The sequence below is a fragment of the Qipengyuania proteolytica genome, from assembly GCF_019711565.1.
GTDB lineage: Bacteria > Pseudomonadota > Alphaproteobacteria > Sphingomonadales > Sphingomonadaceae > Qipengyuania > Qipengyuania proteolytica.
In genome coordinates, this window is record NZ_JAIGNN010000001.1 from 1,013,267 (window position 1) to 1,028,511 (window position 15,245).

At 66.6% G+C, this 15,245-nt stretch carries 13 protein-coding genes; 11 read left to right on the forward strand and 2 right to left on the reverse strand.

Going from position 1 to position 15,245, the window contains the following annotated elements; genetic code table 11:
* The first annotated feature begins 1 nt into the window (after nt 1).
* The 3 genes from K3172_RS04915 (at nt 2) to K3172_RS04925 (ending at nt 2,753) form a co-directional block, all read left to right on the forward strand.
* Nucleotides 2-739: an SDR family NAD(P)-dependent oxidoreductase gene (locus K3172_RS04915; RefSeq protein ID WP_221587509.1), complete on the forward strand. Its 738-nt coding sequence runs from the start codon at nt 2-4 to the stop codon at nt 737-739.
* 211 nt (nt 740-950) lie between these two features.
* Complete coding sequence (locus tag K3172_RS04920) at nt 951-1,973, forward strand: aldo/keto reductase (protein ID WP_221587511.1); 1,023 nt, start codon at nt 951-953, stop codon at nt 1,971-1,973.
* Nucleotides 1,974-2,078: 105 nt separating this feature from the next.
* Nucleotides 2,079-2,753: a response regulator transcription factor gene (locus tag K3172_RS04925; protein ID WP_345725593.1), complete on the forward strand. Its 675-nt coding sequence runs from the start codon at nt 2,079-2,081 to the stop codon at nt 2,751-2,753.
* 527 nt (nt 2,754-3,280) lie between these two features.
* Here the strand turns inward: K3172_RS04925 and K3172_RS04930 are convergent.
* Together K3172_RS04930 and K3172_RS04935 are read right to left on the reverse strand one after the other, a co-directional pair.
* On the reverse strand, nt 3,281-6,025 hold the full coding sequence (locus K3172_RS04930) for a TonB-dependent receptor domain-containing protein (RefSeq protein WP_221587513.1): 2,745 nt from the start codon (nt 6,023-6,025) through the stop codon (nt 3,281-3,283).
* Between the two features lie 113 nt (nt 6,026-6,138).
* On the reverse strand, nt 6,139-7,716 hold the full coding sequence (locus tag K3172_RS04935) for a hypothetical protein (RefSeq protein ID WP_221587515.1): 1,578 nt from the start codon (nt 7,714-7,716) through the stop codon (nt 6,139-6,141).
* A 253-nt stretch (nt 7,717-7,969) separates the two neighbouring features.
* Here K3172_RS04935 and K3172_RS04940 point away from each other — a divergent pair, with 253 nt between their 5' ends.
* From K3172_RS04940 to K3172_RS04975, 8 genes are all read left to right on the forward strand, one after another.
* Nucleotides 7,970-8,344 carry a hypothetical protein gene (locus tag K3172_RS04940; protein WP_221587517.1) on the forward strand — a complete coding sequence of 125 codons (375 nt, stop codon included), beginning with the start codon at nt 7,970-7,972 and terminating at the stop codon, nt 8,342-8,344.
* A 160-nt stretch (nt 8,345-8,504) separates the two neighbouring features.
* A complete protein-coding gene (locus tag K3172_RS04945; RefSeq protein WP_247717925.1) occupies nt 8,505-9,134 on the forward strand; it encodes a lytic transglycosylase domain-containing protein in 630 nt (209 codons plus the stop codon).
* A 6-nt stretch (nt 9,135-9,140) separates the two neighbouring features.
* On the forward strand, nt 9,141-9,440 hold the full coding sequence (locus K3172_RS04950; RefSeq protein ID WP_221587519.1) for a TrbC/VirB2 family type IV secretion system protein: 300 nt from the start codon (nt 9,141-9,143) through the stop codon (nt 9,438-9,440).
* A 1-nt stretch (nt 9,441) separates the two neighbouring features.
* A complete protein-coding gene (locus K3172_RS04955; RefSeq protein WP_221587522.1) occupies nt 9,442-9,726 on the forward strand; it encodes a VirB3 family type IV secretion system protein in 285 nt (94 codons plus the stop codon).
* Nucleotides 9,716-12,160, forward strand: coding sequence for a VirB4 family type IV secretion/conjugal transfer ATPase (locus K3172_RS04960; protein ID WP_221587524.1), 2,445 nt, complete (start codon nt 9,716-9,718; stop codon nt 12,158-12,160). Before K3172_RS04955 ends, K3172_RS04960 begins: the two co-directional genes overlap by 11 nt.
* A complete protein-coding gene (locus tag K3172_RS04965; RefSeq protein ID WP_221587526.1) occupies nt 12,157-13,332 on the forward strand; it encodes a TrbL/VirB6 family protein in 1,176 nt (391 codons plus the stop codon). Before K3172_RS04960 ends, K3172_RS04965 begins: the two co-directional genes overlap by 4 nt.
* On the forward strand, nt 13,332-14,108 hold the full coding sequence (locus K3172_RS04970; RefSeq protein ID WP_221587528.1) for a TrbG/VirB9 family P-type conjugative transfer protein: 777 nt from the start codon (nt 13,332-13,334) through the stop codon (nt 14,106-14,108). The genes K3172_RS04965 and K3172_RS04970 overlap by 1 nt, the downstream gene beginning before the upstream one ends.
* Nucleotides 14,108-15,241, forward strand: coding sequence for a TraB/TrbI/VirB10 family type IV secretion system protein (locus K3172_RS04975; RefSeq protein ID WP_247717926.1), 1,134 nt, complete (start codon nt 14,108-14,110; stop codon nt 15,239-15,241). The genes K3172_RS04970 and K3172_RS04975 overlap by 1 nt, the downstream gene beginning before the upstream one ends.
* Nucleotides 15,242-15,245 lie beyond the last annotated feature (4 nt).

Here is a 15,245-nt window from a genome sequence, read left to right on the forward strand (position 1 = left end):
TGTGTCCGATCCGCTCGATTTCACCGGCAGGACCGTCCTCGTCGTCGGCGGGACGAGCGGGATCGGCAACGGCATCGCGCACGGCTTCCGCGAGCGTGGTGCGGCGGTCCATGTGACCGGAACGCGCGCATCGCCTGGCGACTATGCGGCGGAGGAGGGAAGCGACCTTGCGGGGCTGACCTTCCATTCGCTCGACGTGTCCGACCGCGAGGCGGTGGCGGGGTTCGGCCTGCCCGACGCACTCGACGTCGTCGTGCTGTGCCAGGGCACGGTCCGCTACCGGCGCGAGGAGTTCGAGCGCGAGGGCTGGGACGCGGTGATGACGGTCAATCTCGACTCGCTGATGGATTGCGCGCGCGCGGTGCGCCCGAAACTGGCCGAGGGCGGTGGCTCGCTGATCATCGTCAGTTCCGTCGGGGCCTATCACGCGATGATCGGGAACCCCGCCTATGCGGCGAGCAAGGCGGCGGCGGTCAGCCTCGTCGGCAGCCTTGCCGAAGCCTGGGCGGGCGAGGGCATCCGCGTGAACGGCATCGCCCCGGGCCTCGTCCCGACCAAGCTGACCAAGGTGACCACCGACAATGCTCAGCGCGCCGCCGGGGCCGTCGCGCGCATCCCGGCAGGCCGCATGGGCACGCCCGAGGACATGGCGGGCGCGGCGCTGTTCCTCGCCTCGCCGCTGGCGGATTACGTGGTCGGCCAGACCATCCGGGTCGATGGCGGCATGACGCTGTCCTGACCGGGCGGAAGCGGGCTTTCCTACAGCGCGCGCCTCTGCCACGGTGCGTGACAAGGCCGAAGCTGCCCGGGGGCGGGGGCGAGTGACCGGGCGGCTGTCGCCGAGAATGCAATTTTGATGAATAAAAATAGATAGATAACGCGATAGGCGCCGGGCGACAGGGTGTCGCCCTTGTCGCCCGACTGTCGCCCGACCGTGGAAGGAACCACCCGTGGAATACGTCAATCTCGGCCCCAGCGGCCTCAAGGTTTCGCGCCTGTGCCTCGGCTGCATGAGCTATGGCGACACCAGCCGCGGCTGGCACGGCGACTGGGTGCTGTCCGAGGACGAGAGCCGCCCCTTCATGCGCGAGGCGGTGGAGGCGGGGATCAACTTCTTCGACACCGCCAACATGTACTCGATGGGCGCGTCCGAAGAGGTTTTGGGCAAGCTGCTGCCCGAGTTCGCCAAGCGTGACGAGATCGTGCTCGCGACCAAGGCCTTCCTGCCGTGGCGGCAGGCCCCCAACACCGGGGGCAATTCGAGGAAGAGCCTGTTCCAGGCCGTGGACGACAGCCTCGCGCGGTTGAAGATGGACTATGTCGACCTGTTCCAGATCCACCGCTGGGACGACACCACCCCGATCGAGGAAACGATGGAGGCGCTGCACGACATCGTGAAGGCGGGCAAGGCGCGTTATATTGGGGCTTCGAGCATGGCCGCGTGGCAATTCGCCAAGGCGCAGGAAGTGGCGCGGGCGAATGGCTGGACCCGCTTCATCTCGATGCAGAACCACGTCAACCTGCTCTACCGCGAGGAGGAGCGCGAGATGATCCCGCTGTGCCGCGACCAGGGTGTCGGCCTGATCCCGTGGAGCCCGCTCGCGCGCGGCAAGCTTGCCCGCGCGTGGGACGAGAGCACGGTGCGCAGCGAGACCGACGGCTTCGGCAAGCTGCTCTACACGCAGACGCAGGAGGCGGACCGTTCGATCGTCGATGCGGTCGGCGCGATTGCCGAGGCGCGCGGCACCTCGCGGGCGACGGTGGCGCTGGCATGGCACTTCGCCAAGGGCATCACCGCGCCGATCATCGGGGCGACCAAGGACGGCCATATCGCCGCGGCGATCGCGGCGATGACGCTCGATCTGTCCGACGAAGAAGTCGCTCGGCTGGAAGAACCCTATCGCCCCAAGAATCCCGTCGGGATCGCCTCCACGGCTCCGCGCAACTGGTCGCTCACGCTCAAGGACGGCTAGGAAAATCGCCTTTCCGCGCGAAGTGTTACACTCGGCGCGGGCAGGGTCACAAACGCGTCACATCGCCGCGCCATCGCTCATCCGACAGGGTGGGATTCGAACCGCGTGCAAGCCATCAATATCTTTCTTACCGACCGGTTGGGCGAACTGATCGAGGACTTCATGCATGGCGAGACGCGCTATGCCTTCGGCCGGCTCTATCCCGACGGCCCGCACCGCGTGGTGGAGGGGCCGGTCTGCGCCTTCGTCGACTGGGTGATGGACGACCTCTCCGGCCTCGAGATGTGCCGCCGTCTGCGCGCCGATCCGCGCACGGAAGAGGCCCACATCACCATCGTGCTCGAAGAGGACGATGCCGAGGACAAGCGCCGGGCGCTGCGTGCGGGGGCGGACGATTACATGATCGGGCCGGTCGACCGCACCAGCGTGCTCGACCGCGTCATGGCGCTGCAGGCCGGCGGCAGCCAGCCGGGCGTCGCGGAACGCCTCCAGCTGGGCGAACTCACCATCGACGCCGCTGCCTTGCAGGCGCGCTGGGCCGAGCAGGCGCTGGAGCTGCGGCCCAACGAATTTCGCCTGCTGCGCTTCTTCGCCCAGAATCCCGACCGCGTGCTCAGCCGTGCCGACCTGATCGAGGCGCTCGGCAAGCAGGAACCGCCGATCGACGAGCGCACCGTCGACGTCTGGATCGGCCGCCTGCGCAAGGCCCTGCGCGACAAGGGCGCCGGCGACCGCGTGCGGACGGTTCGCTCGCTGGGGTATGTGTACGACTCCCACTAGACGCGGTTGGTGTCCGAAAGCGGACCGGCAGTGATCGACCCGATTGCGGACCTTGGAAATTGCCGTAGGTAATAGCGATAGCCATTCATGGCAGAGCGGCAATGAGGTTTTCGTGGGCGTAGGATTGTTCTTGTTCGGATCATGCGCGGCCGCATTCGTGGCAAGTTTTCTTGCTCACGGCTTTCTGACTTCAACGCGCTGGAAGTTAGTGGCTGCTGTCGCCTTGGTTCCGTGCTTAGCCTCACTCGCAGCAGGTTCCGGATCGGTTCGCTTCACTGCATTCGCCTTCGGTTTCAGCCTTACAGGTTCTACTCTTGGAGCTCTTACGGTTGCTTGCCTTAGGTTGGTGAAAGCTCGGCTCGGATAATAATTCCGAAGGTCCGCTTACCACCCATAACCAGACGCAGCAGCGCGTCTTCGTTGATGCGGAAACCGGACATGCTGGCCTGAGCGCAGCCCCACGCCCCCCTACCAAAAAGGGCCGCCCTCGCAGGCGGCCCTTTCCGGGAAGAAAGGCTGAGTGAGCCTTAGAACTCGGCGGAGAGCGACACGCTGAAGGTCGTGCCGACATCGTAGCTGTTGATGTCGATCCGCCGTGTGCCGTTGTCCTGGTATTCCTGGTAGTCGCGGCCGGTGATGTTGCGGACCTCGAACTTCAGTTCCATGTCTGCGCCGCCCATCTCGAAGCCCTGGCGCGCGACGAAATCGAGCCGCAGGCCGGGGTTCTCGATGATGTCCGGCAGGCTTGCCGTGCCGCGGCTGGTGACGCGTTCGCTGGCATAGCTCAGCAGGATCGTCGCCTGGCTGACCTTGTCGAGATCCTCGATGCCCAGCTGGACATTGACGAGGTGGTCCGACTGGCCGGTCAGCGGCACGCCATCGCGGAAGTAGTTGGTCGCCGGCTGCGGCGCGGAGGGGAAGACCTGCGCGATGTCGCCGTCGGCCACCTTCAGCTCCGACTGGGTGTAGGTGTAGTTCGCCACCGCGACGAAGCGCTTGCTCTCGAACCATTCGCCCAGCGAATAGAGGTCCTTGTTCCACTGCATCTCGAACTCGGCGCCGTAGAGCTGCGCCGCCGGGGCGTTGGCGAAGCCGCTGACCTGTTCGTTGTCCGAGAAGCTCGAGAATACCTCGATCGGGCGCTCGATATCCTTGTAGAAGCCGGCGAGGCTGACGCGGCTGCCCGAGCCCCAGTAGTATTCGAGGCGGGCTTCGTAGTTGGTCAGCTCACTGTCGACCAGCTGCGGGTTGCCGTTGAACTGGCGGTTGGTTTCCGGATCGAAATAGGTCTGGAAGATCAGCTCGCGGAACTGCGGGCGGGCGATCGTCTTCGACGCGTTCAGACGGAACTGCAGGCTGTCGGCCACTTCCCAGGTCAGCGTACCGGCCGGGAGGAAGTAGTCGTTGGCGATCAGCGTGGTGTTGGCCGATCCGCTGGGTGCATCGTCGAGGCCGAGCGGGATCACTTCCTGCACCGCGTCTTCATAGCGCACGCCGAGGTCGAGCGAGAGCGCTTCGATCGGGGCGACGCGGGCCTGCACGTAGCCGGCCTTGATCTCGAGACCGGCTTCGAAGGCCGGGTCCGACCCGGTGGTGTCGAAGATCGTGTAGGTGAACGGACCGATGCCCGCAGCGATCTGCGCGTCGCGGTCGTAGCCGAGCTCGATCAGCGCATCGCCGAGCAGCGCATCGGGGCGGAAGGCGCCGAACACGTCGGGATAGTCGCCCTGCGCGCGGATATCGAATTCGCGGCGGGCCGAGATGCGCTTGGTGTCGGTATAGGCGCCGCCCACCGTCACGCCGAGCCAGTCGGCGAGCTGGTAGCTCACGTCCACGCCGCCGTAATAGAGGTCTTCCTTCAGGTCGGAGAAAGAGACCACCGCGCCGCCGCGCTGCGGGTCGAGCGTGTTGAGGAACAGGTTGCCGAGCGGGTCGCCGGCATTGTTCGTGCGCGAATAGGTGAAGGTCCACTCATAGGGCGCCTCGCGTTGCGTCTGGGCGTAGCCCGCGCGCAGGTCGATGCCGAGATCGCCGAACTTCAGCTCGCCGGTGAACTGCGTGTCGAACAGCTGGCGTTCGAACCACGAGGTGTTCTGCACCTGGTCGGTATCGTCGTCCTGCAAATCCTGCGTTTCGGACAGCGAGGCGCGCTTCAGCGAGTCGCGGATGAAGAGGTTGGTGAAGCGGAAGCGGTGCTCGCCCACTTCGAGCCCGAGCCCGAGCATGGCGTTCACCAGCACGCGGTTGTCGGTCACGAATTCGCGGCCGTCGCTGTCGAGATCGAGGTCCGCGTTGATCGCCGACTGCTTGGTGATGAAGCGGTTGCGCCACTTGTTGCTGATACCCGCGGTGGCGATGATGCCCAGCTGGCCGTCGCCGAACACGTCGATAGCGGTGCCCGCGGTTATATTGCCCGAAAAGTTCACCGGCAGCGTGTCGGTGCTCTGCAGCAGGATCAGGTTGGGATCGCCCAGTTCGAGCAGGATCGCGCGCTGGTCGACCTCGGGGTCGTTGATCTGGAGTCCGCTGTCGAGATAGTTCTGCAGCTGCGGACGGATCGTGCGGCGACCGTCGTCGAAGCCGAACCAGTCGTAGCTCGAACCGTAATAGGTGTAGCCGGTGCCGGCAGTCGTCTCGGTGTCGGTGCCGATGCTGCCGCTGATCTTGACGAAGGTTTCCTGCGGAATGGCGCGGGTCGTGAGGTTGATCACGCCGCCGCCGAATTCGCCGGGATAATTGGCCGAATAGGTCTTCTGCACGAGGCTGGAGGCGACGACGCTGGTCGGGAAGATGTCCAGCGGTACGACGCGGCTGAGTGGCTGCGGCGAGGGAAGGGGCAGGCCGTTGAGCAGGGCGAGCGAATATCGATCGCCCAGGCCGCGCACGAAGACGAGGCCGTTGCCGACGGTCGAGAGGCCGGTGACGCGGGTCAGCGCGCCGGCGATATCGCCTTCGCCGGTCCGCGCGATGCTGGCGGTGTCGAGCACCGAGACGACCTGCGTGGAGGCGCGCGTCACGTCCTGGCGGCGGCGGCCGGTCACGACGATCGCACCGCCCGGAACCGAAACTTCGGGCTCCTCGTAGGCCTCTTCCTGCGGGGTATCGTCGACCCCCTCCACCTGCTGCGCGAGTGCTTCGTCGGTGGCTTCGTCTTCGCTCGGGACAGCTTCCGCGCCCGTATCGGGAGCGGTTGTCTGAGCGTAGGCGGTGCCGGGAACGCTGAGCGCGGTGGTGAGCAGGAGCAGCGAAGCGAGTTGCTTGCCGGTCGACATGGTTCGAGACCCCCTCATAGTCAGGCCTTGTAAGAGCGCGGAGCCGGCGGGCTCCGGTGAAAGAAAAGAAGCCGCGGGGCGCGCAATCTCGCGCCCCGCGGCGGTAGTTCGGCTTAGTTGTAGACCGGCAGGCCGGTGCAGTTCGTCACGGCGGTATCGAAGGTCACCGTGCTCGAGTTGCAGGTCCAGCCTTCCACCCAGCTGGCGTTCGACGCGTAGACGGCGCCGATTTCGTCCGGGAGGACGAAGAAGCTGGAGATGGAGGTTGGGTCGAAGACCACCACGGCGCTTTCGTTCGACCCGTTCATGAAGGTCATGGTCAGCGTATTGGTGAAGTTCGCATTGTTGTTCGAACCGGCGTTGTAGCGGTTCTGGATGTCAGCCGCCGTGACCCCGCCCGAGCTGTCGCGGAAGTCGACGGCACAATCGAGGACGAAGGAGTTGAACACGAGCGGCCCCGCTTCGTTGGGCGCTGCGCCGGCGGCACGGTTCAACGTGCTGGTGCCATCCACGCGCAGGCACGGGGTCGCCCCGGTGGCATCGACGAGGATCGAGTTGACGATCGTGTAGTCGGCGCTGCCGCGGATGCGGATGGCCTGGTCCTGGTCGCCGCCATTGTGGATGAAGGTGGCGTTCGAAATGCGCGTGTTCTGGCGCGGGGCGTCTTCTTCGAAGGCGTTGGTCGAATCGGCTTCGATGATCGTGTCGCCGGCACCGGCACGCTGGACCGCGATTACGAACTGCATGTCCGCCTTGACGCCGGTGTCGGTATCGATGCTGTCGTCTTCCGCGCCGACCACGATGAGGTTGCCGACGTTGAAGTCGCCGCCGAAGAATTCGACGCCGTCATCCGAGCTGTTGAAGCTCATGATGTGGTTGAGCGTGGTGCCCGAGCCGACGCCGCCGGTGGTCAGCGACTGCAGTTCGTTGTCGCCCGACAGGACGAAGCCCGAATAGCGGATCTGGACGTAGCTCATGCTGCCCGAGCTGTCGGTCGGCGTCGCGCCGCCGAACAGCGCCGGCTGGGCCGCGCCTTCGACCTGGCGCTCGCAGGCGGTGGTGCCCGGCGTCGCGCCGGGGGCGATGCAGTCGGTGACGGGCGCGCGGCCCGACAGGACGACGCCGCCCCACTGGCCCGACGAATTGTTCGTGTTGAGACCCTGGATGTTGTCGCGGCTGGTGAAGATGATCGGGCGGTCGGCAGCGCCGTTCGCCTGGATGGTGTTGCCGCGGTTGACGTTGAGGAAGCTCGAGCCCGAAGCGTAGATAATGACGCCCGGTTCGATCGTCAGTTCGACATTGGTGTCCGCAGCCGTAGCGGTCGGGCCGCCGTCAGTGCCCACATCCACGCGGCCGTCCATGCGATAGACCAGGCCCCGGATATAGGGGAGGGTCGAACTGGCGGTGAAGCGCGCGGGCAGGGTGCAGATGCGATATTCGCCGGTCGGTCCCGAGATCGTGCCGCTGTCGGTCAGGCCGGTCGGATCGGAAATCGTCGGGCAGCCGTTGGCCGGGGTCACCAGTGCCGAGGTCGGTGTCGGGGTGGGGGTCGGCGTCGGAGTCGACGTGGCCGGCGGGTTGTTGATGGTGATGTTCCCGCCGGTGCCGGGCGAGACGATTTCGTCGGCGCCGCAGCTGGCAAGAGCCAGCGCACTGCAGCCGAGCACGAGCGAACGATGGAAGTTGGTCACGGGTAACGGTCCCCTCAAAAACCGGGTGAATCGGAAAAGATGTCGCGAATTCGTTGATCGCGACTCGCCCGCTACGGACCGTTCGTGACAGTTTGTGTCGCTTCGTGACCGTTGTGTTGCAGTTTCAACAGATTGTTCGGCTTCCTGCGACGAACAGGGCACGTTTCAGAAATATGACAATGTTTCAGTTTTGTTGCAGTCGACGACCGGTGCCCATATTCCTGCTGCAACGAGACCAAAGGGGAGACTTGTCATGGCGCTTGCCACCACACTTGCACTGGCATTCATGGCACAGGGGGCCATCGACGCGCCGGCAACCGTTTTCGACGTCGGCTATGAAGAGCTCGTGCAGGGCGAAGATCGCGCCGCAGCCGAGGCGATCGAGGCCTGCACGCAGCTCGAGGCGGACGATCCGGCCCGTTTGATCAACCACGGCATCGCGCTCGCCCGGATGGGTCGCTTCACCGAGGCGCGCGCCGATTTCGAGGCCGCTGCGAATGCCGACACCAGTGTCGAGCTCGAAACATCGACCGGCGACTTCGCGGATTCGCGCCATCTCGCCCGTCGTGCGCTTGCATCGCTCGAGCGTGGCGAGTTCGCCCGCTATTACGCCATGTCCATGCGATAAGAGAGCCACCGCATTCAGGCTTCTCAAGGCCCGCGTTTCCACAGGGGACGCGGGCTTTTTCGTGCCGGACGGTGTCTTCTTTGCGATATATTCAGCATATTCACCTTACGGTCACTCCTTTGTCATATAAAAGGGCCAGCGGGACCGGACGGAGGGTGCAATGATTCTCGCACGCTTGGCGCTCGGTATGGGACTGGCCTGTACGGCGCTGATCGCCTTCCCCGTGAAGGCGGATGTCATGGAGATCGATGGTGACGGAGCGCGCTGGGTAGCCGGCGGGGGCACCGCGCTTTCGGCTGCGCCCGCTGGACCGGCGGAATTCGAACCGGTGGGCGAGCTGCCCGCCGAGATCTTCGTGCCCGATGTCGCTGTCGCCTATCCCGACGCGCCGGGTGCCGCCATCCCGGTGACCTACCAGGCGAAGGTTGCCGAACTGTCCACCCGCTACGATCTCGCCCCCGCGCTGATCGAGGCGCTGGTGTGGCAGGAGAGCCGCTGGAGGCATGGTGCGGTGTCGCCGGTGGGCGCGCGCGGTCTCGCCCAGCTCATGCCGGGCACGGCGCGCGATCTGGGGGTCAATCCGGACGACCCGTTCGCCAATCTGGAGGGCGGGGCGCGGTACCTGCGCGAACAGCTCGACCGGTTCGATGGCGACTTGGAAAAGGCGCTCGCGGCCTATAATGCGGGACCGGGAAGGGTCGAGCGCGCGGGGGGGATTCCGCGCATCCGCGAAACTCAGCTCTACGTGGCAGCGATAATGGGTCGCCTGTCCGATCACTCACGGGAGTAACACCAGTTGAAGCGTAGTCTTTCTGTTCCGGCCCTGTTGGCCCTGCTTGCAACCCCCACCGCCGCCTTCGCGCAGGCGACCGATCCGGCCGGGTCGGGCCCGATCGTGGCCGCGCTCGGCTGGCTGCAGGGCACCTTGCTCGGCAATGTCGCGACCGCGGTGGCGGTCATGGCCGTGGCTGCCGTGGGCTTCATGATGCTGACCGGCCGCCTCAACTGGCGTTTCGGCGCTACCGTCATCATCGGCGTCTTCATCCTGTTCGGCGCGGCTTCGATCGTTGCCGGTATCCAGGGCGTGGCGGCATAAGATGACCTCGCTCGTTCGCCATCCCGTCCACCGTGCGCTCACGCGTCCGCAGATGTTCGCGGGCGTGACGTACAATTATTTCATCATCAACGGGATGGTGACGACCGAGGCTTTCCTGATCACCGGCAGCTGGCTGGCCGTGCTGACCTTCGCGGTGATGCACGGCATCGGCTATTTCGCCTGCCTGCGCGAACCGCGCATCTTCGACCTGTGGATCACCAAGGTTTCGAAGTGCCCGCGTGTGAAGAACTTCCAGCGCTGGGGGTGCAACAGCTATGCCGCGTGAACGCAAATGGATGGGCGCTGCGGCGTGGAGCGCGAAGGAAGCGCGGGCGGGCGACCGCCTGCCTTACGCACGCCTGATCGACGAAAGCACGTTGCTGCTGCGCGACGGTTCGGTGATGACCGCGATCCAGGTCCCCGGCCTGCTGTTCGAGACCGAGGATAGCGAGGCGCTCAATGCCCATGCGGCGACGCGCGAAGTGGTGCTGCGCTCGACACTGGATGCCCGGTTCGTGCTCTACCACCACGTCATCCGACGCCGCGTCTCGGTCGATCTCGAGGCCGAGTTTCCCGATCCCATCAGCCGCCACATCGACGCGCGCTGGCGCGAGCGGCTGGGGTCCGGCCAGCTCTTCGTGAACGATCAGTTCATTACCCTGATCCGTCGCCCGGCGCGCGGCAAGGCGGGTCTGGTCGAACGCGTTGGCAAGGGCTTCAGGCGCAAGGGGAAGGGCAAGGAGCGGCTCGAAGCCGATCCCAAGGACCTGCGCAGCTTGCGTGCCGCCTCGCAGGGTCTGGTGGCTTCGCTGCAGGCCTATGGCGCGACGCCGCTGGCGGATTACGTCGGTCCGCAGGGCAATGTGAACTCCGAAGTGCTCGAGCTGCTGTCGGCGCTCTACAATGGCGAGATGCGGCCCGTCCGCAAGCCGGCGGACGACGTCGATCTGGGCTATATGCTGCCCTATCGCCGCGTCAGCTTCGGCCTCGATGCGATGGAGATGCGCGGGTCGGGTTCGCCCGATTTCGCCGGTATTCTCGGCCTCAAGGATTATCCCGAAGCGACCAGCCCCGGCCTGCTCGATAGCCTGCTGCGCCTGCCGTACGAAATGGTCGTGAGCGAAAGCTACGCGCCCGCCGAGCGCCAGACCGCGCGCGAGCGGATGGACCTCGCGATCCGCCGCCTGAAGAGCGCGGACGAGGAAGCCGCCGCCGAACGCGCCGACATGCTCGCCGCGCGCGATGCGCTGGGCAATGGTGCGGTCGGCTTCGGCGACCATCACCTGACCGTCATGGTCAAGGAACGCGACCTCGGCCGCCTCGACGATGCCATGGCCGCCTGTGCCGCCGCGCTCGCCGATACCGGCGCGATCGCGGTGCGCGAGGATACCAACCTCGAGCCCGCCTTCTGGGGCCAGTTCCCGGGCAACGAGGGTTACCTCGTCCGCCGCGCGCTGATTTCGAGCGCCAACATGGCGAGCTTCGGTTCCCTCCACGGCTTTGCCCTCGGCCAGGCGCAGGGCAATCACTGGGGCGATGCGGTGACGCTGCTGGAAACCACCAGCGCGACGCCATTCTTCTTCAACTTCCACCACGGCGACCTCGGCAACTTCTCGGTCATCGGGCCGAGCGGATCGGGCAAGACCGTAGTGATGAACTTCCTCGCCGCACAGGCGCAGAAGTTTGCCCCCCGCACCATCCTGTTCGACAAGGATCGCGGTGCCGAGCTGTTCGTGCGCGGCATCGGCGGGCGCTACGACAGCATTCGCGCGGGCGAGCCGACCGGGTTCAACTCGCTTGCGCTGCCCGATACGCCGGGCAACCGCGCATTCCTGCGCGACTGGCTCGGTGTGCTGCTCAAGGCCGAAGGGCCGGAAGAAGAGCAGACCATCGCCGGCGCGGTGGACGCAGCTTACGCCAACGATCCCTCGCTGCGCCGCCTGCGGCACTTCAAGGAACTGCTGTCGGGCACCCGCCGCCCGCAACCCGGCGACCTAGCCGACCGGCTCGGCGCGTGGATCGCGGAAGGCGAGCATTCCTGGCTGTTCGACAATGCCGAGGACCGGCTGGACCTGACCGCTCGCGTGCTCGGTTTCGACATGACCGCGCTGCTCGAGAACCCGCGCCTGCGCACGCCGACGATGATGTACCTCTTCCACCGGATCGAGGAACGTCTGGACGGCAAGCCGACGATGATCCTGATCGACGAGGGCTGGAAGGCGCTCGACGACGAGGTCTTCGCTGCGCGCATCCGCGACTGGCTCAAGACGCTGCGGAAACGCAATGCACTGGTTGGCTTCGCCACGCAGAGCGCGCGCGATGCGCTCGAAAGCCGTATTTCGACGGCGCTGGTCGAGCAGACTGCGACCATGGTGTTCATGCCCAACTCGCGCGCCCGGCCGGAGGATTATTGCGACGGCTTCGGCCTGACCGAACACGAGCTCGCGCTGATCCGCACGCTGCCCGCGCACAGCCGCTGCTTCCTCGTCCGCCAGCCCGATGCGAGCGTCGTGGTGCGCCTCGACCTGTCGGGCGCGCCCGAGGTGCTGACGCTGCTGTCCGGCCGCGAGAGCACTGTCCGCCGGCTCGACCTGCTGCGCGAGGCACTCGGCGATGCACCGGCAGACTGGTTCCCCGCGCTCACCGGCACCAGATGGCCGGGCGGCGCGAACGATAGCGGGGAGGCCGGCGACATCCCGCTCGGCCTTGCGGCGGAATGACGAGCGCGACCTGCCAGCAGGCCGCCGAACAGGTCGGCAACGGCGTCGCCGCCGCGCTCAAGGGCGTGGACTGCGTCGCGGGCGAGACCGCGGCGGCTGCCTTCGGGCGCCTGTTCGCTTCAGGCGGCGCGCTCGGCACTACGCTCACGATCCTGCTGACGCTCTACATCGCGATCTTCGGCTTCCTGCTCCTGACCGGGCGGACGAACATCGGCGTGCGTGCACTGGTGCCGCGCGCGATGACGCTCGGCTTGGTGCTGACCTTCGCGACCAGCTGGGTCGCTTACCAGAGCGTGGTCTGGAATCTCGCGGTCGGCACGCCCGACTATCTCGCCGGTATCCTGACCGGTACGCGCGGCAGCGCGACCGAAGTTTTCGCGCAGAAGATCGACGTCGTCTTCCAGGCGATCCAGGAAGCAGGCGGGGGCAGCGAGGACTTCTCCGCCTTCTCGCCCGAGGGAATGATGTGGCTGGGCGCCATGCTGTTCATGCTCGGCACCGTCGGCCTGCTGGTGACGACCAAGATCGCGCTCGGCGTGCTCGTGGCGCTGGGGCCGGTGTTCGTGGTGATGGCGCTGTTCAACGGCACGCGGGGCCTCTTCACCGGCTGGATCAAGGGCCTCACCATGTGCGCGCTCGCGCCGCTGTTCGCGGTGCTCGGTGGCAGCATCATGCTCGAACTCGCGGTGCCGGTGCTGACCGCGCTGGTCGCCGTGCCGGGGCAGGTCGATGCGCAGGCCGCTATGGGATTTTTCATGATCGGCGCGGTGCATGTCGCGCTGATGGTGCTGGTGCTGAAGGTCGCCGGCGCAATGGTCGCGGGCTGGAGCGTTTTCGGCCTCGTCCCGCATAAGGAAGACAGCAGTTCCGCCGCCAGTGCACCCGCGCCACAATACGTCCAGCAGCAGGCTGCGCTGGCGCAGGCGCAGGCGGCGAACCAGGTGAGCGCAGCGGCTCGCCGGATCGACGTGTCCGCCGTGCCCACCGCCGCAGCCGCCAACGATGCTGGCGGCGCGGGCGGGGGCAGCCGCACGACCAAGGTTTTCGCGACCGCTTCAGGCAACGGTCAGGTCGCGCCGCCTAGTTTCGGGCCCACCCGGGCGATGGGCATCGGCAGCCGCTTCAAGCCCGCCCCGCCCAAGGCCCTCGACCGTTCCGTGGAGAAACGCTGATGAACCGCGCGCTCTATCCCGCGCTTGCCCTGGCCTTGCTGGCCGCACCCGCCACCGCCAAGGACCCGCGGCTGGTGGAGGTCTTCTATGACGAGGCGCAGGTCGTGCGCATCGAGGGCAAGGTTACCGTCCAGGCGTCGATCGTGTTCGGCGACGACGAGACGATCGAGAACGTCGCGATTGGCGATTCTCAGGCCTGGCAGGTAACGCCCAACAAGCGCGCCGACATCCTGTTCGTGAAGCCGCTCGCCCCGCGCGCCTCGACCAACCTCACGGTCATCACCAGCAAGCGGACTTACCTGTTCGATCTCGTCGCCAACCCCAACGGCAAGCCGCTCTATGTGCTGCGCTTCGATTATCCCGAAGAGCCCGAGGACGAGACGCAGCTCGCGCAGGCTCCGGGCGCTGCAGAACAGCCGGCCGCAGGCAATCCGTTTGCCACGATCGACCCCTCCGACCTGAATTTCGCATGGGCCTCCTCGGGGGACAGCGACCTGCTGCCCGAGAATACCTTCGACGACGGCGAGGCGACCTTTCTCAGTTGGCCCGAGGGCAAGGAGGTCCCGGCGATCCTCATGACCAATGCCGAAGGCGTCGAAGGTCCGGTCAATTTCACCGTGCGCGGCAACACCATCGTGGTCGAGGGCGTTCCGCGCACGCTCGTCCTGCGCTCCGGCAAGGATCGCGCCGAACTCGTCAATACCGGGCCGGACCGCGCCGCCGCCCCGGAAGCCTCGCGCGGCCAGCCCGCGCTCGCCCAGAGAGGGGATAGCTGATGCGCCTCGCCATGCGCCTGCCCGAGAAGACTGCGGGCACCGAGAAATTCGCCAACGATATCGATCCGCGCGATGAGGCAGATGCGGAGGTCATCGACCTTGCGCAGCGCAATGCCTTTCCCGCGGTCGCGCGCCCCGGGGGCAAGTCCGATGCGCTGGGCCTGGTGGCCGGCATCGCGGTCGTGGCCGGCCTCGGCATCGTCACGCTGTGGAGCATGAACGCCGCCCGCGTGGCCCCGCCGGAAACCATCGGCGGCCAGCAGGCACCTGTGGAAGTCGTTCCGGCCTTGCCGCCCGAGGCGATCACGCCGGTCGTTCCGGTCGATGAAACCGTGGCCCCGATGGCCGCCGCGCCGGCACCGCAGCCGGTTTATGCGGCAGCGCCTGCCCCCGATATGGGGGAGGCGGTCAACCGCTTCGCCAGTCCGACGGTTGTGTTCGACTCCGGTGCGGCCCCCGGCGGGGTTGCGGTGCTCGAAGGCGCGACAGGCGGCGATGGTGGGGCCGCGAGCACCACCGGCAATTCCGCATCTGATTTCGCCAGTCGTGTTGGCGGTGTGGGCGGCGCGCCGGCCCGCGCCAGCGCGATGGTCAATCCCGCGACCACGGTCACGCAGGGCACGCTGATCCCGGCAGTGCTGGAAACCGCGATCGACACCAACGTGCCCGGCTTCGTCCGCGCCGTAGTGAGCCAGGACGTGCGCAGCTTCGACGGCACCCGCGTCCTCGTGCCCCGTTCGAGCCGCCTTATCGGCCAGTACCAGTCGGGCCTGCAGAACGGCCAGAAGCGCGCCTATGTGATCTGGACCCGCCTGATCCGGCCGGATGGTGCCTCGGTCAACCTCGCTTCGCCCGCAATCGGTTTCGACGGGACGACCGGGCTCGAAGGCAAGGTCTCCGGCAACAGCTTCTTCAAGCGCTTCGGCTCCGCGATGCTGCTGTCGGTCGTCGGCGGCCTCGGCACCATCGCCACCGGCGGCGCGGGCGGCGTGATTGTCGGCGGTGCGAGCCAGTCGGCGGCGGCGACCGCGGCGCAGCAGGACGGCCAGCGCGGCCCGACGGTGCGCGTCGGCATCGGCGCCCCGATCCGCATCTTCACCAGCCGCGATCTCGACTTCTCCTCGGTCAATTGAGGCA

Bases quoted from the DNA above. Each gene is read 5' to 3' on its own strand.
- K3172_RS04930 (WP_221587513.1), bottom strand. From the start codon at position 6,025: ATGTCGACCGGCAAGCAACTCGCTTCGCTGCTCCTGCTCACCACCGCG.
- K3172_RS04940 (WP_221587517.1), top strand. From the start codon at position 7,970: ATGGCGCTTGCCACCACACTTGCACTGGCATTCATGGCACAGGGGGCC.
- K3172_RS04945 (WP_247717925.1), top strand. From the start codon at position 8,505: ATGATTCTCGCACGCTTGGCGCTCGGTATGGGACTGGCCTGTACGGCG.
- K3172_RS04955 (WP_221587522.1), top strand. From the start codon at position 9,442: ATGACCTCGCTCGTTCGCCATCCCGTCCACCGTGCGCTCACGCGTCCG.
- K3172_RS04960 (WP_221587524.1), top strand. From the start codon at position 9,716: ATGCCGCGTGAACGCAAATGGATGGGCGCTGCGGCGTGGAGCGCGAAG.
- K3172_RS04965 (WP_221587526.1), top strand. From the start codon at position 12,157: ATGACGAGCGCGACCTGCCAGCAGGCCGCCGAACAGGTCGGCAACGGC.
- K3172_RS04970 (WP_221587528.1), top strand. From the start codon at position 13,332: ATGAACCGCGCGCTCTATCCCGCGCTTGCCCTGGCCTTGCTGGCCGCA.
- K3172_RS04975 (WP_247717926.1), top strand. From the start codon at position 14,108: ATGCGCCTCGCCATGCGCCTGCCCGAGAAGACTGCGGGCACCGAGAAA.